Source organism: Vagococcus sp. 211 (genome assembly GCF_056322705.1).
Genome location: NZ_CM150475.1, coordinates 425,803 through 447,778, shown reverse-complemented (window position 1 = coordinate 447,778; position 21,976 = coordinate 425,803). Strand labels below are relative to the sequence as shown.

Here is a 21,976-nt window from a genome sequence, read left to right as displayed (position 1 = left end):
TTTTTTAGCATAAAAAATAAGAGCACGAAGACTCTTATTTTCAGTTACTTATAGTATAACAATTTTTAATCTCTTTAGGGACAGTTATTCTCCCTTTTAATCATTAATAATCTTATCAAACAGCTTCAAAGCGTGTCGGTTGTAAGCATAGGCATTGAAAGGTTTAAATTTATGTTTCAATACGAGTATTTCTTTAAGTCTAATCGCAATTCCGGTTGCATCATTGGTTTTAGTTAATAGACCGTATTTCCCATTGCCTAATACCTCTCGGCAAGCGGGAATATCTGTAGAAACAATCGGTAAACCTAACGTCATAGCTTCAAGTAACACTAAAGATTGCCCTTCATAATCTGAGGTTAAAACAAAATACTGGCACTTCGCCATAAAGGCATAAGGATTCTCTAATTGCCCCGTCAAATGCACGTGCTCATCAATGCCATATTCGGCTATTTTATTCCGTATGTTAGCTTCCTCTGGTCCTGCACCAATAATGTACAATTCAGCTGTATCTTGCTTTAACAATTTAGCAAAGGCTTCTATTAGAACAGCATGATTTTTCTCTGGGGACAACCTCCCTACAATAACCATGTTTTTCTTATGAGGATCTGGAAAAGGGACATAGTCATTCTTTGAATTAAATACCCCATTTCTCGTGTCCTTCGTTGTATCTGATTTCAATAGCCAGATTTTTTTGCCAGACCAATCTACTTTGATATAGGTAATCCCTTCCGTTGATTCAGCTTCGGCTTCGACTACTAAAAAGGGTAGACTCTTAACTAATTCTGTTGGTTTGTCTAGCCAGCCCTCTCTGTCTCCACGAATCTCTACGTATTCTTTGTCAACCATCACCTCATAGTAACAGCTCTTGTAAGAGAACACTTGGACCTTATCTACTGGTAAGATAACCACACCTTCAGCTATCGCCCACATGACATCCCCTTCAGAAGTACGCACCTCATACCATGACTGCTTCCCTATTTTTTTTATAGAGCGTATTTCCAGTAAGCTTTCCTTGTGCACCACTGTTGGCTCACTTGTTGTATTCGGTACAGGATATAACTTCCCGTCAAAAGGTTCTGATAATCGGCCAAATGTCTGCACGTCCTCGACACATCGTGGTAAATAAGCCAGTTTTTTTAAGGCTTTACTGCGAAGTACCTTATCACCTTGACTGGCAACGTGTCGCATAACAGAGACCTTCATTCCTTTGTTTCGTGACATTTTAGCTGAATGTCTGAAGGCTGACTCATTTATCCAGCCAAGTTCCTGGCCTTTGTAAGTGATAAGTAAAGACGTTCCCGCCCCTGTTGTGGCTTGTTTACTTACCTTAACATAAACGTTTCGTAATGGACCCGCTGTGCCCAATACCGTTGAATCACTTAAGCCAATTGGTTTTGAATAAAAATAACTTAATCTATTGGTATTTAATTTACCAAAAAAGGACACCGTTTTTTCTTCAAGTAAGGCGATAGGTTCTAAGGCAACTTGCTCCTCCTTAATCCAGCCCATGTATCGATGGTTTTGACTTACTTTGTAATACTCTTGCTCTCCCATGGCAAACATTCCTGTAACGTCCACCTTAAACGATAGGAAGGTCACTTCTTGAGTTCTAGTATCCGGCATATCAGGACGTGTGGTATGAACCACGTAAGCTCTATCTGTGGGTTGTAATATCCCTGTCCGTTTCGTTCGAATCGTTTTTTTAAATGACAGGTCTGTTTCCTTCTCTTTTATTGGCTGTTTATTCAGAATCTTGTCTGGATTAATCACATTCTCCGCGTAAACAAAGACCTCAGGTTCTGCGTATTCTTTCAGTTTGTCACGGTTAATGTCACAAATCACGCGTGATACTGATACCAGTTTATCAAAGCGGCGATACACGCTAAAAATACCTGTCAAATTCATTTTGTGTATTTGTCTACCATTAACGGTGCGTTCTCTGTCTTGCATCATATCTGAATGCAAGTAACACACGTGCTGTTTACTTGGAATACCTAGTATTATCTTAGCCCAATTGAGACTATATCCGCTGAAATCAATCACGCTATCGAAGCTATCTGTCCCTACTAATCTAAAAGCTTCCCTCTTATAAATAGCTACCGGATACTTGGTATCGTTTTTCTTAGAAACTCCTTTTAAATGATACTTCAAATCTTTGTAAGCTTCTTTAATCGTAAAGTCGGGGTGATTGAACCTGAATAAAAGAGAGATCTCTTTTGGTAGCTGTGCCACGTTATTAATCTGATCTTGGCTTTTCACGTCGTCTAATAGGCATACCACATCATATTTCTTAAAATCCATCTCGGACATGAGGTTAATGAAACTACTTGTAATACCATTTTTACGCATTCCACCTGGGTAAAACAACAGACGTTTTTTTCGTAAATTTGGCTTGATGATATGCAAGTCTTTTCTTCCCTTTACTTGATCAAAAAAGATATAAGTCACGATACGTTCTGTCACCTGACCATCGTCATAAGGCGTGAATCTATCCACACTAGATTGATAACTTGGTTGATGCACCGCTATCTTCGACTCAAGGTTATCAAAAATCCCTAACAATTCCGTTAAGTTAAATGCCACAGGTCCAGGTAATTCTTGGTAAGTTAAGTATTTACCTCGTTCATTGCTGTACAAATCATCGTCCCAACAATAAAAGATAATGGGTTTTCCTGTAACTAAAAAATCAAAGAAAATACTGGAATAATCGGTGATTAATAAGTCGACTCTTTGCAGTAATTTATTGGTATCCACCACATCTGGTATCAAATAAGGGCGCAGTTCTTCATAAGTTGATGCTTTGGCATACAAGAAGGGATGCACCTTAATAAATAATTGTTTTGTTTCTTTTATCTGCTCTCTTAAGATAGCAGTTTCATGAATCATTTGGTTGATTTCATCTTCAGCTTGGTGCAGATTGTCCCCTTTCCAAGTCGGAGCGTAGAGAACCATCTCTTTGTCTTTTAGTAACGGTTTATTGAACCTAGCCAATAGAGCCTCTACTTCTTCACCACTGTTTGGAGACAAGGTCTGATCAATCCTAGGATAACCACTCTCAATGACCTTCCCCCTGTATCCCCCTCTCAAACGGTAGCTATCAAGGAACATGTTTGTTGTATGGGGATTCGGACTAATCAAATAATCTGCCATAAAAAAATTACGAACCACGTTTTTAGCGTCCGCTGGGTTACCTGGAATATCAAAGCCCATGGTCTTCAACGGTGTGCCGTGCCAAGTGTTAATATACGTCTGTTCCTCTTTAATGATAACAAAGGGTTGGAACGTAGAATTGTTCACTAAATATTCTGCGGCTGTTAACCATTTTAAATACTCATCTGATTGTCGCCACACAAATAGCACATTGCTGTGGTCTTTATAATCCGACATCATGGTTTCTAATTCTTCTGATGGTGTCACTACCCAGATATGGGTGTACTCTTTTTTTATGTCTTTTTTTAACAAAAACTCAAAAATAGCCAAAGGTGAGTCTGTCATGGATTTCCCATCACGACTCTCATACAATACCGTCTTTGGCGTCACTTGTTCTGTTTTATAATAGTGGGTGTATTGGTCGATAATCTTGCCTGTGGTTGAGATTTTACCACGAACGACAGGGCCTAATACCCTATTTAGCTTATTTACAATGCTCATATACTAATCCTCTCTCTTAATCAATACTTGATCAATTACCTGTTGGGCTGCTTTCCCTGTGTCGTACTGGGTGAATCTGTTCTTGAACGCCTCATAATTGTTCGTCTTGATCCTGTCGGGGTGACGGTTAAACCTAGCAAGTGTTGTGAGTAAATCTCTTGGATTTGTCACCATTGGGCCAGGTAAATGCTCCCCTAATGGAAAATAGAACCCACGAAGCTCGGTTTCGTATTCTCTCTTATCTGGAATATAAAAGATAACAGGCTTATCTGTCAACACATAATCAAACATACTCGACGAATAATCCGTAATTAAGGTGTCACTAATGCTCAAGATATCTGTCATGTCATACCCTGTGGACACATTGATTACCTTAGATGACAACCGGTTGCCTAAGGATTCGGCTACGAGATAATGCATGCGCACCAATAAGACCATGTCTTCTTGAAACTGCTCACTGATTTCGTTAAAAGGAAACGTGGTGGTGAACTGATACTGCCCGTTCACTCGTTGTTCTGTCTCTCGCCAAGTCGGCGCGTAAAGAATGACTTTTTTATCTGGGTCAATGCCCAATTCTTCTTTCAGTGCTTTGTTTTTTAGAGCATCCTGATGAAGCAGGGCGTCATTTCTTGGGTAACCAGAAGAAAGAACCTCTCCCTTATAGGCAAAGGCTTGTTTAAAAATACCTGTGGCGTAATCGCTAGGTGACACCAAATAATCCCAGCGCTTGCTCTCTTCTCTAAACTCTTTGGCATAACTTTCTTTGGTATAACCTGGTATTTTGACATCGGGAATATCTATCCCAATCGTCTTAAGGGGTGTCCCGTGCCAGGTTTGTAGATACGTGGTCTTGGGTGATTTTGGCAACCAAGACGGTGTTCGGGTATTAATTACCCACATTTTTGCCCTAGGCATTGTCAAAAACCACTTAAAAGAAAACCGTGATACATAAGAAACCTTTTCATCTAGAAAAGGTTTCTCGTGTCCTTTCGTCACACCCCATACTAAAGTGTACTCCGGATAATATTCTTTTAAATAGACATACAAGGCTTTGGGGTTATCACTGTACTGCTTACCATGAAAACTTTCAAAGTATATCAACTTTTCGTCGTGGGTACGTCCCACAAGCCAAAAGATGGTGCGACTGATGATTTCCATTAATTGTCTCATAATTGTCCTCTTTTTTAAATAAAGTCTACAAATCGGGCTCTAAATTTCATATGAATGTGAGAGCCGACAGTTATCAATAAGCCCACAATTAACCAGAAGAATAAGGTTTGTGTTCCTTTTTCCCAGAACCATTGTTTCGATAGGAAAGAATCCCTAAAGCCATTGATAATGTAATAAATTGGGTTAAGTTCTAATAAGCGGATGAACCACACGTGTTTTGTTCCAGCGAACATTTTTTCGAAGTTCCAAATTGCGCCTGATAAATAAAACAATAATCTTAAGATTGACTGTAACATGATGTGGTAGTCACGAACTAAAACGGTAATCGTTGAGTTGAAAATACCAAAGGCAAATAGGAACGCAATCATACAGATAAAGTAATAGAAATACTGTATCCAATAAATCGTTGGGTAAATCCCAAAGAAAAACATAACGGTCACTAAAAGCAACATCATGGCACGGTAACTAACAAAGTTACTGGATAGATTCACACTAGGTAAGATACTCACAGGGAATTTCATTTTTGAAACCATCCCTATTTGTTTGTAGATACTGTTAGACCCACCTAGAATAGAACTGTTAATGAAGAACCACGCAATGATCCCGATTAACATCCATACGATGAAAGGCACTCCGTCCATCTCGCGTCCCTTTTGGACCCCAAGTCCAAACACTAAGTAATAAATTCCGATTTGAATGGCTGGGTTTAAAAATTGCCAAACAAGTCCTAGATAATGACTTTGGTACGTTGCTCGTTCTTCGTATTTTGAAATACGGCGAATGATACCAAAGTTTTTAAACTGTTCTGATATAACTGTTTGTACGGCTTTCACGGTATAAACTCTCCTTATTTGTTCCGATTACTAATATTCCAATACAAGGCCTTCACAATGAATTCTGGTACTTGGAAAATTCGGTTCATTCTTTTTGGATTACTAAACGAACGGTACAACCATTCTAAGTTTGTTTTAATAAATAAGTCTGGGGCACGTTTAACGGTCCCACTCATCACATCTAAGCTACCACCAATGGTTTGGTACACCGTAGCAGTCATGTCTTCTATGTGAGTACTTAGCCAGTTCTCCTGCTTAGGTGAGCCAAGTGCGACAAAGACCATGTCGGCGCGTGTGTCATTCACTTGTGCCACAATCTCTTCCCCTGTTCGTTGGGTGTAACCATCCACGTAACCGGCAAGATGTAAATTAGGGTACTTCTTCTGAATGTTTTCAGCTGCTAGTGCCACCACTTCAGGCTTAGCTCCGTATAAAAAAATACGTTTCTGATGAGCATCAGCAAAAGCCAAGGCTTCTTCCATCACGTCAATGCCTGCAATGCGTTGTGTGAGCTGTCCTTTTGTCCACTTAGATAACTTAATCAAACCAATCCCATCAGCAAAACGGTGACTTGAATGAACTAAGTAATCTTTCACGTCAGCGTTTTTTTGAGCCATCAGTAAAATTTGTGGGTTAACACTTGTAAGGGTCATTTTTTGACCTGTCTCAAAATAAGTCCCCATGTCAGAAACAATCTCTTCCATGGTCAAAATATCCACAGGTACATCTAAAATTACTTCTTCTTTGTTCGTTGTCATTATTTACCATCCATTATCTTTTGTAACGTCTCTACCACACGTTCCGTAGCATTTCCGTCATTGTAGGTATTCCAATGGGCGTTAAAAGCTTCCAACCCGCCTTCTGCCTCTGTGGTCATTGCTTGAATGACCTCTTCTGTTGTGTGGCAGACTTCTCTTTGGAACGTTGTTTCAATGCCAGGTTGAATGCCCTTAGTTGCGCGGTAATCGGCTTCGTCTGGCCAGAAAAACACCAACGTGCCTTCTGGATGAACCAAAGCATAATCAAAGGCTGTGGAAGAATAATCCGTAATGAGGACATCTGCTCGCTGGATTAACTGGTCTGAGGACATCTCTTGATCCACATACGTCACAAAGTCATCCAATCCTTCCACTTTGTCTATGCCAGTCATATGAGGATGATACTTCACTATCAACCGGTAATCCTTACCTAATCTTTCGTTCATCTCTTTTATATCCAGAGCCTCTTTGGTCTGTTCTTGGTTGTCTTCTCGGTACGTTGGCAAGTAAAGAATGACTTTTTTTGTTTCTGCTTCTTTCTCTACTTGTGTCACAAGAGTATCTGTCCTTGGAAAACCTAGGTACAGCATTTGCTTTTCTCTGGCACCGTAACTTCTTTTGAAGACATCTGCCATGTGAGCCGAGCCCACAATATAGTAGTCAAAGGAATCATACACACGTCTGAATCTTTCTTGATCGGCTTCTGGACGCTCTTGCGCGGTCTTATCTTCGTAACCAAATTGTTTAATTGCGCCTGTAGCGTGCCACAACTGAATAATCTCACGACGATTAACAGGTGCTAATTCTCCTAAAAAAGGAAAATAATTATCACAGATAACCAGTCTACTTTGTGTGACTGCTTTGATGCTCTTTTTGAATGAGTGAAACCCAAACAAAGGGATAACCCTAACGCCTTGTTGTTCTAATGTTTTGGCTTCTTTTTTGCACTGTTCGGTATAACACACCGTCAGTTCAAAAGCCTTGTCTAGCTTGTTGATAAGCCCCTGATCGTTGTTTGGAAAACTTAGCAAATAAACCACTGTCTCAGTGCTATGTTTGGCGTACTTTTTAGATAACTTACCAACGTAAGCATCGTATACTTTCTTTAGATAACTTTTAAGCATCTCTTAGCCTATAAGTCACATGCTTAATATCTTCCTGTGCTTTGACTACGGATTGTATTTGTGCCTCTTGGCTAATGTAGGACTTAAATGACCGACCACTCAAATGAATGCCACCAAAAACAAAGAGTCCAGCCACAATGGCTAGAAGCATTACTTTAGTAAACAAATCCATGCGGTCGATTTCTGGTCCTTTTAAGACCGACGCATCGTGGCCTTTTTCCATCGCTACTTCTTTTAATTTATCATGATCAAAGTTACGTTGACGTCCTTTGTAGTCGTCTTGATAAGCTTCTTTTTCTGTGGCACTTTGACCACGGAACCATTTGATGAAGGCTTTATAATTTTTGACTACTTCTTCTGTTGTGCCGTATTCTCTTAATTCACCGTAATGAATCCACGCCACTTTGTCACATAACTTCTCAATTTGCGGTAAGGAATGGGACACGAAGAAAATTGTTTTGCCTTCTGATTTAAATTGCAGAATGCGGTCCACACATTTTTGATAAAACGTGTCATCCCCAACAGATAAAGCCTCATCAATAATCAGCACATCCGGGTTATGATGGACAGCAATCGAGAACCCTAAACGAGAACGCATCCCACTAGAATAGTTCTTCACTGGTTGATCAATAAACTCACCTAAATCGGCGAAAGCAATGATATCATCCATCATGTCGTCAATTTGCTCATTGGTAAAACCACTCATCAGGCATTTTAGGCGAATGTTTTCGAGACCTGTTAGTTGATTCTTAAGTCCTGCACCAATCGCAATAATCGACGTATCCCCGTCAATCATCATCTCTCCTGTGGTTTGTGGGATAATCCCTGCTAGGATATTAGATAAGGTAGATTTACCTGAACCATTGATCCCAATCAGCCCTACAGCTTCGCCTTCATATACGGTTAAATCAATGCCTTTTAATCCCCAAAAATGTGGCACGTTGCGTTCCGAGAACTTGAACAATGCCTTGATTTTATCTGATTTCTTTTTATATAAGTCATATTCTTTGGTTAGCATGGAAAGTTGTACTTTCACTTTTTTGTCTTGTTTCACTTTAAACCATCCTATTCTAAGTGTCGTTGAAACCTCATAGAGATTTTACACTAAATCACACCATTTATCAAAATTTGAAGGATTTTTTCCTTTTTTATCTTCTAAAAAAGGGAAAGGAACAAACTCCCTTCCCTTTTATCTTGGTTGCTTCTTCTTAGTTTTCGTAAGCCATGCCGTCCATTGGATAGGTCTTAGGCGATACGATACCGTCTGTCACAAACTCATACCCTGGTTCATCTCGTTCATCGGGCACATCTAGACGTAATGACACACGCAATTTATGAGAAATATAATCAATGCTGTCTTCGTAAAGACCGACCATACTCATTGTTTCCCCAAAAGGAGCGTAGTCATAACTCATCCATTCAAACGCATACGATTCAAAGCGATAATCTTTAGTTAAACCTGATTGGGCCACTGACAAAATCTTGTTCGATGGCATGTCTGTTTGAATGTGACCATCTAAGGCATTTAATATGCTCTTATACTTTGCAATCGTGCCAATACTCATGGCTTTTTTTGCCACGGCTTCTAATACTTGTTGCTGTCTCTTCCCACGTTCAATGTCATTATCAATGTAACGTGTTCGAGAGAAAGCAAGAGCTTCTTCCCCGTTTAAGGTGTGTCGCCCTTCTTTTAGTTCTACCACTTTTTTGCCCTGAGCGTTTTGTTCTGTCAGGGTAAATGGCACATCAATCTCAACGCCACCCACGGCATTGACTATGTCTTCGAATGCTCTAAAATCCACCGTTGCATAATAATTAATCGGGACATTAATCAAGCTTTCTACTGCGTCAATGGTTGAATCAACCCCACCGTGTGAAAAGGCGGCATTAATCTTGTCTTTACCAACGTATTCTTTGGATTTTATATCAGTGTATGTGTCTCTTGGTATGCTGACAATATTGACTAACTCATCCGTTGGGTCAATCGTCAGTAATAGCATTGAGTCCGTCCGAGCACTACCTAAGTCGCGTTCACTGTTGTCATCAAGCCCTAATACTAATACAGATATCGGGTCTTTTTGCACATCAATTTTTTCGTTTGCCACACTGCTTGAGTTTCTTGGTTGGTACGAATTGTTTAAAAATTCATTGGCATCAAGCATGGCTTTCACTCCATAACCAACAACCCCTAACACAGCTAACGATAAACCTAAGACCAACGTTCTCCAAGCAATACCAAATGCTTTTTTGCCTTTCGTCTTATCTTGTTTGCGAGATCGACGCAAGTTTGAAGGTGCCAATTCTTGGTCTCTCTCTTGGTTTTTATTGCTTTTTTTCTTTTTCAAAGGGACATACTCCTATACTATCAATTATTCCTTGATATTATAACACAGCAACTCTTTCAAAGTCATGATTTCAAAATTTTTTAAACTATCTTAATGATTTGTGCACTAATTCTCGATTGTAACCCACGTACAACTCATGTATAATATGTTTGAATTATGAAAGTAGGTATCGATATGGATTTCATTTTTGAAATAGCCTTTCGCCTAATCATTACGATGATACTAGCCTTTCTACTCACTCCATTAATAAGAAAACTTGCTTTTAAAATTAACGCTGTGGATCAGCCTAGCAAACGACGTATTAATAAAACCCCTATGCCAACAGCTGGGGGCTTAGCGATTTACATTGCCTTTTCTTTTAGTATTTTGGTCTTATTTCCTGATGTCATGCCTTTTAACTTTGCTCTACACTTAGTTATTTCTTCTGGCATCGTGGTTATCACAGGATTAATTGATGATATTTTCGAAATATCTCCAAGACAAAAACTAATAGGCGTAGTACTAGCAGCTCTTTATGTCTGTTTTGTTTTTGATATTACGGTTCAAAGTATAACCCTCCCCTACATCGGTCATATCCCATTAACCTGGCTTAGCTATCCTATTACGATTCTTTGGATTGTGGGGCTTACTAATGCGGTTAATTTAATCGATGGCTTGGATGGTTTAGCTTCTGGTATCTCTATCATTGCTTTGTCCACTATTGGTATTATTGGCTACATCGGTAGTTCTACTGGTGCCGTTAAGATTCAAGTACCTTTAGCGATTTTCATCTTACTTATGAGTGCTATTGGCTTCTTTCCCTTTAATTTCTACCCTGCCAAACTTTATCTTGGCGATACTGGTGCCTTATTTTTAGGCTTTATGATTTCCGTTCTTTCCATCCAGGGTCTAAAAAATGCGACGGTGATTTCTTTGATTACACCGCTTATCATTTTAGGGGTACCAATTACGGATACGTTATTCGCAATGATTAGACGAACTCTAAATAAAAAACCCATCTCATCAGCAGATAAGATGCATTTACATCACCGCTTAATTTCCCTAGGGTTCACACACCGCGGGGCGGTATTAACGATTTATGGTATGGCCATGATTTTTTCACTCATTGCTCTACTGTACATGTTTACGAATACTTGGGCGACAATTTTACTCTCTATCGCTTGTCTATTCGGACTACAAATATTTATTGAATTAATCGGACTCACCGGAGTAGAGAACCAACCTCTCCTAGATTCCTTCAAGTTCTTAGGTAATAAAGCTTACCGAGATCAACGCATCAAAGAACGCAAAGAAAAAAAGAACAAACGTTAATATTCTAACGTTTGTTCTTTTTTTTATCTTCTCTTCGACTCTTACGACTTTCACCGTTTTTCACAATCTGAGTTTCCAGATAATTGGTGATATGACTCTTTCTAGGAATAATTTTACCGTAATAATATTTCTCCATGGTCACATTAATGACTCCTCCAATGATAATTAAGCGGGAGGCGACGTTTAGCCAAAAGATAAAGAGGATGAAACTTCCAATAATCCCGTAACTATTAATCCCTTTAGAGAAATAAGTGATATATAAACTAAAAAATTGTGTCACAGCCATCCAACTCAAGGTTGTAAAAATACTGCCTGGTATAATGGTTCTAAAATGAATCTTAGCCCCTGATACAAAGTAGTAAATCGTCAGCATAATGACAAATAAAATAGACGAGGTTAACGGCCACTTCAAGGTTTGGAACGTGCTTAGAATAGTATTAGGCAAGCCCAATATTGGTAATAAGTATTCCAGTATCATTTGGCCAAATCCCATAATCACAATTAAAAGAACGATTGTTATCATCAAGAGGAAGACCATAAAGAAAGAAAACAGGCGTTTCATAAACTGCATTTTTTCTTTCTTCAATCCATACGCTTTATTCAAACTGATTTGAATCCCGTTAATCCCTTTACTCACTGCCCAAAATGTACCAATTGCCGAGATAGAAAGTAAACTACCACTACTATTGTTTAACAGGTTAGCGATGGTTTCTTTTAACATATTAAAAATATCAGGTGGCAAAAACTCCTCAATATAAGGTAATATGTTTTGGTCATTCAAATTGAGGTAAGGAAGAATGTTCCCTAGAGCAATCAATAATGGAAAAAAAGAAAGCAATAGGTAATAAGTGACCACAATCGAATAAATATTCACTTCTGATTCGACAAAGGTCTCCAAAAAAACCTTAAATACGTTCCGGTTATCTTTACTTCTTGTTTCTCTTACTTCCATCTTTATAAGCTCCTATTAGTCTGCCTGTAACGTCAGGATTTTAGGACCGTCTTTCGTGATGGCTAACGTGTGCTCATATTGGCAACTTAATCCTCCATCAAACGTACGGGCTGTCCAGCCGTTATCATCCATCTTCACATTCCATGTTCCTGTGTTTACCATCGGTTCAATGGTAATAACCATTCCTTCTTTTAATCGTGTGCCTTTTCCTGGCTCACCGTAATGAGGAACGCCTGGTGCTTCGTGAATCGTTGGTCCAATACCATGTCCGATAAAGTCACGTACCACACTTAAATCTTGACTCTCTACATAGGTTTGAATGGCATGACCAATGTCGCCTACGCGGTTCCCTACTTGCGCTTGTTCGATACCAATGTATAAAGCATTTTTTGTTACTTCCATCAATCGGTCAATTTCAGGTGTTGATTTACCTACCACATATGACCAACATGAATCAGACATTGCACCCTTTAAGTCGATACACATATCCACTTTGATTAGGTCTCCGTCTTTTAATTTTTCTTTACGTGGGAAGCCATGACAAATTTCGTCATTGATACTACAACACGTTGCGTATTCGTACCCTTCAAACCCAATTTGTGCCGCAATCCCACCGTTTGATTCGATGATGTTACGAACAAATACTTCAATATCCCAGCTTGTGATACCTGGTTTAATAAACGATCTTAATGACTCATGAACATGAGCTAATAACGCCCCTGATTCTTGCATCCTTTCGATTTCTCTTGCTGATTTTAATGTAATCATTCTCTTCGCTCTCCTTCTCTAATTTGGCATTCTTATTTTAGCACAAACCACTGAAAGCTCCAAATCATCCAAAATCGCGAAACATTGATATTTTGGCTTAATTTGTTATAATTTCTATATCTTTATTAATAGAAGGGAATCACACTAACATGACACTTGCAAAAATTGTTTACGCGAGTTTAACTGGCAATACGGAAGAAATTGCTGATATTGTAGCTGAAGCTTTAGAAGAGTTAGCATTAGACGTTGAAATTGAAGAATGCACACAGGTAGATGCGGCAGACTTTTTAGAGGCTGACATTTGTATCGTCGCTTGCTATACCTATGACGATGGACATCTTCCAGATGAAATTGTTGATTTCTACGAAGAGTTAGAAGAACTTGATCTCACTGGTAAAACTTACGGTGTTGTCGGTTCAGGGGATTCTTTCTATGACTACTTCTGTAAATGTGTGGACGACTTTGATACCGTCTTCGCTAAAACAGGCGCGACGAAAGGATGCGACTCAGTAAAAGTTGAATTAGCTGCAGAAGAGGACGATATTGTCGCCTTAGAAGCATTTGCTAAAACCCTGGTAGAGAACCACGAAAACTAAGGATTGACGCCATAAGAAAAGGACAGGTTTATGAACATAACCTGTCCTTTTTACTATTTTCTAGTAATAGTAAAATTAGGATTGTTCTTAAGTGATTTCAGTGTTAGCTTAGTGATCGCAACAATTTCTGCTTCTGTTGGATAAATACGCTCTGAAGCCGCTAAAGAAGATAAACCAGTTGCTAGTATCCAAATACTAGTGAACAAGGTTTCTTTTTGAGTGTCTGACAAATTATCATAAACGTCGTGTCCTTCAATCTTACTATAAAAAATATCAATACTGAACTGGTTAACTTTTTCTCCGCCTACATGGTCTTCGATAAATAGTGCTCTAAAGAAGGTTTTGTTATTCTTAGCAAATTCAACAAAATTGATGACAACATCAATAATAGGATCTCCAGATACTTCTTTGTCAAAGACTGAGTCTCTTAAATACTCTTCTACTTTATCAAAGAAAGCGTTTCTTAAGTCATCCATGTTTTTAAATTCTAAGTATATTGGCTGAGTGGAACTTTTCATTTTACTGGCAATATTACGGGCTGTAAAACCTGTAAATCCCTCTGTGGATACCACTTCGTAAGCAGCATTGAGGATATGGTCTCTTGTAATCGTTTTTCTTCTAGCCATTGGTCATTTGCCCCTTTCAAACAAATTTATAGTGAAAAATAACCTTAATATGTTCATAATCTACGGGTCACTTTAGGTGTATTGTATCACGATTTTAAGGTGAACAAAAGTTTTTTTACAACTTTTTTGTCATTTTTAACTATATTTTATGAAAATCAACCTACCATTCATGAACAATCGTTATGTTGCTTAAAGCTTATTCCTATGCTAAGATTGAAAATAAAATATTTATTTGAAGGAGTTCATCATATGACTTTACCAAACTTTGATGCGTTATTAAAAAAATACGCAGAACTAATTGTCAAAATCGGCGTTAATGTTCAAGAATCACATACCGTGGTTTTACAAATCCAAGTGGAGCAAGCTAAACTAGCTCGCTTGATTACCAAAGAAGCTTACAAGCTTGGTGCCAAGCAAGTCATCGTTCAATGGACTGATGACATTGTTAGCCGTGAGATGTTCCTAAATGCTAGTGAGGACGTGTTAACAGATATTCCTCAATACAAAGTAGATGAGGTAAACGACTGGGTTGCCAAAGGTGCTAGCCGTATTGCCATCGTTTCTCAAGACCCTGACGCTTATGCTGGAGTTGATTCTGACCGCATCGCAGCTTACCAATCAGCTTCTGGTAAAGCAATGATGGCCTTACGTCAAGCTACACAAGCTAACAAAGTCAGCTGGTTAGTAGCCGCTGCTGCTGGTGAAGCCTGGTCTAAAAAGGTCTTCCCTAACTTAGAAACAGCAGAAGAACAACAAGACGCTTTATGGGATGCTATCTTTAAAGCAACTAGAATGTATGAGGCAGATCCTGTAGCTGCTTGGCATGCACATGATAATCTATTAGAAACAAAAGCCAACGAATTAAATGATTTACAGCTTGATTCATTGCACTACACAGCACCTGGTACTGACTTAGTTATTGGGTTACCTGTGGGACATCACTGGGAAGGTGCTGGTAGCTTAAACGTTCGTGGTGAGCGTTTTATGGCAAACATGCCAACAGAAGAAGTCTTCACTGCACCTGATAACCGCCGGATTGATGGGGTTGTAGCAAGTACAAAACCATTAAGTTATGCTGGGACAACCATTGAAGGCATGAGCTTCACTTTTGAAAAAGGTCGCGTAGTAGCGGTATCTGCTGAAAAAGGCGAAGACGTTCTTAAAAAATTAATCGAAACAGATGAAGGGGCTAAAAGCCTAGGTGAAGTTGCCTTAGTTCCAGACAGCTCGCCTATTTCACAATCAGGGATTACTTTCTACAACACGTTATTTGACGAAAATGCATCGAATCATTTAGCTTTAGGTTCGGCTTATGCGTTTAATGTTAAAGGTGGAACAGAGATGACTGAAGAAGAATTAGCTGAAGTTGGCTTAAACCGTAGCCAAACACATGTTGATTTTATGATTGGTTCAAAAGAAATGAACATCGACGGCATCAAAGCGGACGGTACCATCGTTCCTATCTTCCGTAACGGAGAATGGGCATAATACTAACAAAGGAAGACACCCTCTAAATTGAGTGGTGTCTTCCTTTTTCTTTCTGGCTAAATACAGTATGATGAATGTATCTTACTTAGGAGGTTATTATGGACACGTTAAAACACTGGGGGAAAAAATATGCCCCTTATCTTAAAACACTGTTTGTTATATCTGTTGTTATTTTAGTAGTCTATGAACTTTTTACTATTGGCAAATCTATTTCTTTTGCCGAGCTGAATGGTATCTTAGTCAACATCCCACCTCTAAAGATTGTGTTGATTGCTTTAACCGGACTTATTGCGGTCACACCTATGCTTGGTTACGACATCATTCTCGTTAAGATGATTGATAGTGACATTGATAGGCGGACCTTGTTAGAGTCAAGCTGGATGATCAATACCATGAATAACATCGTTGGTTTCGGAGGCTTAGTGAGCATGGGCTTGCGCTCTGAAATTTACGGCAAAGAAAAGGACGGAAAAGATGTGGCAAAAGCCTTGTCTAACATTCTGTTACTGCTTATGTCAGGGTTGTCCATCTATAGTTTCTTTGGGCTTCTCTTGTTGTTACTTCCGCCACACACCCCTTACTTACAGCAATACTGGTTATGGCTTGTTGGAGGGAGTTTGTATTTTCCAATTGTTTTATTGGTATCTCTGGTTCGTAAAACAGGCTTTGTTGGTGGCTTGTCTCAAAAGACACGCAGCTTACTTATCTTGACCTCTTTCTTTGAATGGTCAGGGGTTGTTGGTAGCTTTTTACTTATCGGTTACTTAATGGGCATCTCTTTTGATCCCCTTCACGTCTTGCCTTTATTTATCGCCGCTACCGTCATCGGCATTGTTTCCATGATTCCAGGTGAATTAGGGTCCTTTGATTTGATGATGATTATTGGATTAAGTGCCTTAGGCTTACAACGAGAACAAGTAGTCGCTTGGTTACTTGTGTACCGTTTGTTCTATTATCTTGTGCCTTTTATTATCGGCCTGATTATCTTTGGCAAAACCACGGGTGCTAAGTTAAACAAGCGGTTTGAAGGAGTTCCTTTCCAATTGACGAGCGAAATTTCTCACAAAATCATTGTCTTTTTGATGTACTTTGTGGGAATTATCGTGGTCTTGTCTGCAACGATTCCAGAAGCTTTTGCTAAGCATTCTTGGTTGGCTTCTCTGGATCCTTTGTATTTGCCTTTCTTGTCCAACTTTTTCACTCTTTTATTAGGGTTCTCACTCCTTATCATGGGACGCGGATTAGCAGCCAAAGTCAAACGGGCTTACGTCCCTACCTTGGGGTTACTTGGGGTGACATTGGCCTACGCTTTTTATAAGAGTGCTAATTGGCTCGTGATTCTCTTTTTACTTGTTTTAATAACTGTGGTCTTTTTGTCAAAAGAAGAACTTTATCGTCATCAACTGGTGTATTCTTTTGAAATGATGTCCAAAGATGGCGCTGTCTTTTTAGGTCTTGGGTTGCTTTACTTAGCTGTTGGGGTGATTAATTTACCTACTATTCATCACAAACGGCCCTTGCCTTCTTTCTTTATCTTCCCTTCTGAAATGCTCTGGTTAGTTGGGCTAATGGCCTTACTTATTATCGCGTGCATGATGGTTCTTGCGATTAAGTATTTCAGTCATGATACCTACCGATTAGGAGAAGAGTTGGACAAAGAGAAAGCCATGTCTGTTTTGACAACTTATGGGGGAAATGTGGACAGTCAATTGGTTTTTCTTGGTGATAAACAAGTGTATTATTATCACAATTCAGAGAATGAAGCGACTGCCTTTTTACAATTTACCACACACAACAATAAGTGCCTTGTGATGGGAGATCCTAATGGGAACCAAGAAGACTTTGGCTCTCTTTTGGCCCATTTTATTGAAGAGTGTGATCTCTATGGGTACTCTCCTGTATTCTACGAGATTTCTCAAGAGATGGTTATGATGGTTCATGATGCGGGATTTGATTTTATCAAGATGGGGGAAGAAGCCCATGTGGATTTAACTGCTTTTTCTTTAACGGGGAAAAAACACAAATCAGAACGTAACGTGATCAACCATTTTACAAAAGACGGATACACCTTTGATATGATTCACCCACCGTTTTCTAAAGAAATGCTTCAACACTTAGAGAGCATCTCTTCAGACTGGCTCAATGGTCGTGGAGAAAAAGGGTTTTCTTTAGGCTTTTTCTCAGAAGACTACTTACAACTTGCGCCAATTGCGGTGGTTCGTGACAAGGACTCACAGATTATCGCCTTCTCTAATGTGATGCCAACGTACACCAAAGAGATGATTTCCATCGACTTAATGCGCTACGCTAAGTCAGCTCCAAGTGGGGTAATGGATTTTCTATTCCTCTCACTGTTTCAAGACCTTCAACAAGAAGCCTACGAGACCTTTAACTTAGGGATGGCTCCCTTTTCAAACGTTGGAACGTCTCGCCATAGCTTCAAACAAGAACGTATGGCCTACATGATTTACCGATTTGGGAATCATTTTTACTCTTTTAAAGGACTTAGAGCCTATAAAGAAAAATACGCTTCTTCTTGGCATCCCCGTTATACTGCCTATTCCCGAAAAGCATTCCTGCCTTATGTGATGCTAAGTTTACTCGTAGTCGACAACAAACAAAGCACATCTTAACCAAAGAAAAGCCAACCCAAGTCAGATGGGTTGGCTTTTTTACGCGCCCGATACGAATCGAACGTACGACCTATCGCTTAGGAGGCGATTGCTCTATCCTACTGAGCTACGAGCGCAAAAATCAATAGACTTATTTTCTCATTAAATGACACATTTGTCCACAAAAAAAAGAGCCTAAAACGCAGGCCCTTACTTCTCATCCAGTTTACGATACACCTCTATGATTTCTTGCGCTAATTCTTTAAAAGTAATAGATGTCATAAGGTGATCTTGACTGTGTACCGTCAATAACGTAATCGCCATATTGTCTCCTTGCGCTTCTTTTGTTAACAAGCCCGTTTGAGATTGATGCGCTTTGATTAATGACTCATCGGCACTTGCCATTTTCTCATCCGCTTCTTCAAAGTTGCCTTTTTTCGCTGCTTGAAGGGCTTCCATTGCATCGCTTTTTGCATTCCCAGAATTCATAATTAGTCCCATGATTGCTTCTAAATTTTGTTCATCCATCTTGATTTCCCCTTACCTTTTTGGAGCGATCTACTCACCCATTAATGTTAATGCTTGATTTAATACGTTTTCGCCATTCATCAAACCGTAGTCACTCATGTTAATGACTTCTAATGGAATGTCTTTTCCTTCTAATTTTTTCTCGAATTGTGCTTTCATGAAACGAACTTGTGGTCCTAATAACATCACATCTACTTTTTTATCTTTAATAATTTTGTCTGCTTCTGATGCGGATACGGCAAAAATATTTGCTTCAATCCCTTTTTCTGTGGCTGCTTTTTGCATTTTTGTTACTAATAAACTAGTACTCATTCCTGCTGAACACACTAACATAATTGTTTTTTCTGACATAATCGTCACTCCTCGTTTTTATTTTGCTATCCGTTGTTTCACTTACTTAAATCCTGCAACACTTTATATAAAGCAATTACCGTGCCAACTTATTCCATAACAAACAGTATCAAATCAAGCTTTCTAGTTACACACTAAGACACAAAAAAAGCACACACTAAATTAGTGTGTGCTTTTAAGATGAATCCTCTCTTTCTTATACTGCATTTTTGACGTACATCTCTGTTAAATACGCTATCTCATCTTCTGGTAAGGACACCCCGTATTGATGTTCCAATAGAGAAACCCCCATGGTGACAATATCCATATCATAACGATATTGCTTCTTAAATTCTGTAAAATTATGAAACAATCGCATATGATCACCCGACAATAAGTTATCAATAAGGATAGCTACATGTAACATCATCCCAGTTAAAACGCCTGGCGTTAAGGTAAGGCTTAATTCTTTTTCTATTTTTATGACGCTTTTTTTCACGTCTCTCATTAATTCAACAGGGGTATCAATTTTCTTAAATACCCCCTCCAATGAGGAGGCTATGGCTTCAACAGACAACTCTTCGCTAAATAATTCATTTAGCTGAGCTAACCCCTTCTCCTGAAACACATCATAGGCAGAGAAAAACGGAATATGATGATACCTGACATCAACGGTTCCAACAATCGCTTTGATATCATAGGTTTCAAGGAGTTCGTCTATTCGGTCCATGAAGGTCTTTTTCTCTAAAAACTGCATCCGAATCAAGTGAACGTCTTTCTCTTTCAAGCTAGGTTCAATGTGTTCATACAATTTTTTAGCTACCCCTTCTCCTGTAAAACAAGCCACTACAACCGCTTTTGGACGATTTTCTGTCAACTTGAATTGGGCATGAACCGCCGATTCAAAGGATAGCTGAATGTTGTTATAAATATCCTTCAGTCCCCTACCACTGCTGGCTAGTCGAACCGCTTCTAAAACCACCAAAGTGGTCACCATAGAGATGGACTTAATCACCACCCCTGTTTCTTCCATTAACATATGACCAAAGGAATTCAAAGAACCCATATCAGTGAGTAAAAGCACCCCTTTTGACAAGGCTTCTTTGTTATCTAAGACATAGTGTTTCACGTCATTGTACATGCCCGTGACTTCCATATCTAGCGGCATATTAAAGGCGACACCAGCTGTTGTCCCCAATAATTCTTGCACTGCTTCTAGCATACTCGTTGCCGTTGATTGACCATGCATCAATAAGAACACTGCCACTTGTTTGTCATCACTTTGTTGTTCATCGCTTAAGTCCAGGGTCAAAAACATGGTTATAAAGCCAATCTCATCGAAAGGAATCTCGATATCTAACGCCGTTTCAATCATACCTGACAATTCAATCGCGACTTGAAATTCTGTTAGGTATTTTTTTCGTACCTCATTGAGATTGGGGTGAACAATCCCTCGGTTCTGCTTAATCCGCTCCACACTACTCTGTAAATGTAGGGCAAAGGTAAAACGTGTCTTCTGATTAAAACATCTATCTAGTCGCTCTTCTGCTACATCATACAAGGTATCCATCAGAGTCCAAATATCTTCTTCAATCAATTCTTTGTGGATATCGTTCCGTGACAACTCATCCACATAGACTTCAAAATACTGGTGAATGTTCTTATCCATCAAAGCTTCTAAATCCACATTTCCCGGTTCAAATTCTCCAAGTGATAAGACATCTTCATCAATATTTGAGTACACATCCATGTTTTGTGTGACATCTTGAGACCAAACTTTATCTGTTGTGCCAGGCTCAAAATAAACATCACTGTGATAGCCCTCTAATAACCGGTTCAGCGCTTCGGCCTTTTCTTTTCGTTTTAACAATCCCTTTTGAACGAACAAGGGAAGATCTGTCACTTGAATGACTAATTGTTCCTCTTCCTTGGTGCGATAATTCAAGAATGCCTTGGCACAAACTAACTTCAAGTCCCGTTTAATTTGGCCAATGTTCCCTTCTGCATTGTATAAAATAAACCCTAATAAGGCATTACGATCCATGACAATGGTCTGGTTCAATCGTGTGGCTTCTTGTTTTAAAAATAAAGTAATGATATTGACTCTCTCTTCTAATCGTCGTTCCGATAAGGGAGGTAATATAATACTCATAGGAATTCGGCGCTTAAATGTCGTTAGAAATATGTCTGAAGATTCCGTTGTGGCACCAATGATTTGTACTCTCGCCTGATGAACGTCTGAACTTTCACCAAGAGGACGGTATTCCCCTTTATCAATAAACGTAAATAACATCTCTTGACCTTCTGGTGGTAAACGGTGAATTTCATCTAAAAATAAAATACCACCATCGGCTTGGCTAATTAATCCTGACTTATCCTCTTCAGCTCCTGTAAATGCTCCTTTTTTCACACCGAAGATATGACTAAATAGCAGTTGTGGATTACTCGCATAATCAGCACAGTTAAAAGAGATGAAAGGAGCCTTGTCTTCCAACATATTGGAAGCAAGGCCAAATTCATACATACATTCTGCGAACAAGGACTTACCTGTCCCGCTCTCACCAAAAATAATGGTGTGTAAGCCATTTGGAGGATACAACATGGCCGCTTTCCCTTGTTGTATGGGAACCTTTAACGAGTCCTCTAACCCGACTAAATAATCAAAGGAGACGAGGCGATTCTTCGGTAGTTTGCCCTGAACTTGGTACAAAACAGGACGTCCTTCAATCCGGTGAATGTCTCCGTCTTCGTGTAGTTCAAAGAGATACCGACTCACGTTACTCCGGTCTAAAGAAAGATAATCAGCCACGTTACTCGCACTCAAGGGTTTGCTTGATTGACTTAACACATGATAAATCTCTTCTTTGCGGTTCATTCCTCATCC

At 39.2% G+C, this 21,976-nt stretch carries 17 protein-coding genes and 1 tRNA gene; 4 read left to right on the top strand and 14 right to left on the bottom strand.

Features of this window, described 5'->3' with window-relative positions:
• Positions 1-96: 96 nt before the first annotated feature.
• The 7 genes from ACVWM0_RS02250 to ACVWM0_RS02220 form a co-directional block, all read right to left on the bottom strand.
• Positions 97-3,651, bottom strand: a complete 3,555-nt coding sequence (locus ACVWM0_RS02250) for a CDP-glycerol glycerophosphotransferase family protein (protein ID WP_476473029.1) — start codon at positions 3,649-3,651, stop codon at positions 97-99.
• Between the two features lie 3 nt (positions 3,652-3,654).
• The gene (locus ACVWM0_RS02245) at positions 3,655-4,821 is read right to left on the bottom strand and encodes a CDP-glycerol glycerophosphotransferase family protein (RefSeq protein WP_476473028.1); all 1,167 of its coding nucleotides are present in this window, start codon (positions 4,819-4,821) and stop codon (positions 3,655-3,657) included.
• Positions 4,822-4,835: 14 nt separating this feature from the next.
• Positions 4,836-5,654 carry an ABC transporter permease gene (locus ACVWM0_RS02240; RefSeq protein WP_476473027.1) on the bottom strand — a complete coding sequence of 273 codons (819 nt, stop codon included), beginning with the start codon at positions 5,652-5,654 and terminating at the stop codon, positions 4,836-4,838.
• A 14-nt stretch (positions 5,655-5,668) separates the two neighbouring features.
• Positions 5,669-6,412, bottom strand: a complete 744-nt coding sequence (locus ACVWM0_RS02235; protein ID WP_476473026.1) for a WecB/TagA/CpsF family glycosyltransferase — start codon at positions 6,410-6,412, stop codon at positions 5,669-5,671.
• Positions 6,412-7,536 carry a CDP-glycerol glycerophosphotransferase family protein gene (locus ACVWM0_RS02230; protein ID WP_476473025.1) on the bottom strand — a complete coding sequence of 375 codons (1,125 nt, stop codon included), beginning with the start codon at positions 7,534-7,536 and terminating at the stop codon, positions 6,412-6,414. The genes ACVWM0_RS02235 and ACVWM0_RS02230 overlap by 1 nt, the downstream gene beginning before the upstream one ends.
• Positions 7,529-8,554 carry an ABC transporter ATP-binding protein gene (locus ACVWM0_RS02225; RefSeq protein ID WP_476473640.1) on the bottom strand — a complete coding sequence of 342 codons (1,026 nt, stop codon included), beginning with the start codon at positions 8,552-8,554 and terminating at the stop codon, positions 7,529-7,531. Before ACVWM0_RS02225 ends, ACVWM0_RS02230 begins: the two co-directional genes overlap by 8 nt.
• Before the next feature lie 190 nt (positions 8,555-8,744).
• A complete protein-coding gene (locus ACVWM0_RS02220) occupies positions 8,745-9,881 on the bottom strand; it encodes an LCP family protein (protein WP_476473024.1) in 1,137 nt (378 codons plus the stop codon).
• 174 nt (positions 9,882-10,055) lie between these two features.
• On the opposite strand from ACVWM0_RS02220, the gene ACVWM0_RS02215 reads away from it, so the two are divergent.
• Positions 10,056-11,192, top strand: coding sequence for a glycosyltransferase family 4 protein (locus ACVWM0_RS02215; RefSeq protein WP_476473023.1), 1,137 nt, complete (start codon positions 10,056-10,058; stop codon positions 11,190-11,192).
• A gap of 4 nt (positions 11,193-11,196) precedes the next feature.
• Here the strand turns inward: ACVWM0_RS02215 and ACVWM0_RS02210 are convergent, their stop codons facing one another.
• Positions 11,197-12,144 carry a YihY/virulence factor BrkB family protein gene (locus tag ACVWM0_RS02210; protein WP_476473022.1) on the bottom strand — a complete coding sequence of 316 codons (948 nt, stop codon included), beginning with the start codon at positions 12,142-12,144 and terminating at the stop codon, positions 11,197-11,199.
• Between the two features lie 15 nt (positions 12,145-12,159).
• On the bottom strand, positions 12,160-12,912 hold the full coding sequence (map, locus tag ACVWM0_RS02205; RefSeq protein ID WP_476473021.1) for a type I methionyl aminopeptidase: 753 nt from the start codon (positions 12,910-12,912) through the stop codon (positions 12,160-12,162).
• Between the two features lie 149 nt (positions 12,913-13,061).
• Here map and ACVWM0_RS02200 point away from each other — a divergent pair, with 149 nt between their 5' ends.
• Positions 13,062-13,508, top strand: coding sequence for a flavodoxin (locus tag ACVWM0_RS02200; protein WP_476473020.1), 447 nt, complete (start codon positions 13,062-13,064; stop codon positions 13,506-13,508).
• A gap of 53 nt (positions 13,509-13,561) precedes the next feature.
• Here ACVWM0_RS02200 and ACVWM0_RS02195 read toward each other — a convergent pair whose 3' ends face one another.
• A complete protein-coding gene (locus tag ACVWM0_RS02195) occupies positions 13,562-14,134 on the bottom strand; it encodes a TetR/AcrR family transcriptional regulator (protein ID WP_476473019.1) in 573 nt (190 codons plus the stop codon).
• Between the two features lie 249 nt (positions 14,135-14,383).
• Between ACVWM0_RS02195 and ACVWM0_RS02190 the strand changes: the two genes are divergently transcribed.
• A complete protein-coding gene (locus ACVWM0_RS02190) occupies positions 14,384-15,622 on the top strand; it encodes an aminopeptidase (protein ID WP_476473018.1) in 1,239 nt (412 codons plus the stop codon).
• Between the two features lie 98 nt (positions 15,623-15,720).
• Positions 15,721-18,255 (top strand): bifunctional lysylphosphatidylglycerol flippase/synthetase MprF, encoded by a 2,535-nt coding sequence (gene mprF / locus ACVWM0_RS02185; protein WP_476473017.1) that lies wholly within the window; start codon positions 15,721-15,723, stop codon positions 18,253-18,255.
• Between the two features lie 42 nt (positions 18,256-18,297).
• On the opposite strand, the gene ACVWM0_RS02180 is transcribed toward mprF, so the two are convergent.
• The 4 genes from ACVWM0_RS02180 to ACVWM0_RS02165 form a co-directional block, all read right to left on the bottom strand.
• A tRNA-Arg gene (locus ACVWM0_RS02180) sits at positions 18,298-18,371 on the bottom strand.
• Positions 18,372-18,444: 73 nt separating this feature from the next.
• Entirely contained in the window at positions 18,445-18,762 is a 318-nt protein-coding gene (locus tag ACVWM0_RS02175; protein WP_476473016.1) for a PTS lactose/cellobiose transporter subunit IIA, read from the bottom strand.
• 30 nt (positions 18,763-18,792) lie between these two features.
• A complete protein-coding gene (locus ACVWM0_RS02170; RefSeq protein ID WP_476473015.1) occupies positions 18,793-19,113 on the bottom strand; it encodes a PTS sugar transporter subunit IIB in 321 nt (106 codons plus the stop codon).
• Between the two features lie 196 nt (positions 19,114-19,309).
• Positions 19,310-21,967, bottom strand: a complete 2,658-nt coding sequence (locus tag ACVWM0_RS02165) for a sigma-54-dependent transcriptional regulator (RefSeq protein ID WP_476473014.1) — start codon at positions 21,965-21,967, stop codon at positions 19,310-19,312.
• Positions 21,968-21,976 lie beyond the last annotated feature (9 nt).

Bases quoted from the DNA above. Each gene is read 5' to 3' on its own strand.
- ACVWM0_RS02250 (WP_476473029.1), bottom strand. From the start codon at position 3,651: ATGAGCATTGTAAATAAGCTAAATAGGGTATTAGGCCCTGTCGTTCGT.
- ACVWM0_RS02245 (WP_476473028.1), bottom strand. From the start codon at position 4,821: ATGAGACAATTAATGGAAATCATCAGTCGCACCATCTTTTGGCTTGTG.
- ACVWM0_RS02235 (WP_476473026.1), bottom strand. From the start codon at position 6,412: ATGACAACGAACAAAGAAGAAGTAATTTTAGATGTACCTGTGGATATT.
- ACVWM0_RS02230 (WP_476473025.1), bottom strand. From the start codon at position 7,536: ATGCTTAAAAGTTATCTAAAGAAAGTATACGATGCTTACGTTGGTAAG.
- ACVWM0_RS02225 (WP_476473640.1), bottom strand. From the start codon at position 8,554: ATGCTAACCAAAGAATATGACTTATATAAAAAGAAATCAGATAAAATC.
- ACVWM0_RS02215 (WP_476473023.1), top strand. From the start codon at position 10,056: ATGGATTTCATTTTTGAAATAGCCTTTCGCCTAATCATTACGATGATA.
- ACVWM0_RS02210 (WP_476473022.1), bottom strand. From the start codon at position 12,144: ATGGAAGTAAGAGAAACAAGAAGTAAAGATAACCGGAACGTATTTAAG.
- map (WP_476473021.1), bottom strand. From the start codon at position 12,912: ATGATTACATTAAAATCAGCAAGAGAAATCGAAAGGATGCAAGAATCA.
- ACVWM0_RS02200 (WP_476473020.1), top strand. From the start codon at position 13,062: ATGACACTTGCAAAAATTGTTTACGCGAGTTTAACTGGCAATACGGAA.
- ACVWM0_RS02195 (WP_476473019.1), bottom strand. From the start codon at position 14,134: ATGGCTAGAAGAAAAACGATTACAAGAGACCATATCCTCAATGCTGCT.
- ACVWM0_RS02190 (WP_476473018.1), top strand. From the start codon at position 14,384: ATGACTTTACCAAACTTTGATGCGTTATTAAAAAAATACGCAGAACTA.
- mprF (WP_476473017.1), top strand. From the start codon at position 15,721: ATGGACACGTTAAAACACTGGGGGAAAAAATATGCCCCTTATCTTAAA.
- ACVWM0_RS02175 (WP_476473016.1), bottom strand. From the start codon at position 18,762: ATGGATGAACAAAATTTAGAAGCAATCATGGGACTAATTATGAATTCT.
- ACVWM0_RS02170 (WP_476473015.1), bottom strand. From the start codon at position 19,113: ATGTCAGAAAAAACAATTATGTTAGTGTGTTCAGCAGGAATGAGTACT.
- ACVWM0_RS02165 (WP_476473014.1), bottom strand. From the start codon at position 21,967: ATGAACCGCAAAGAAGAGATTTATCATGTGTTAAGTCAATCAAGCAAA.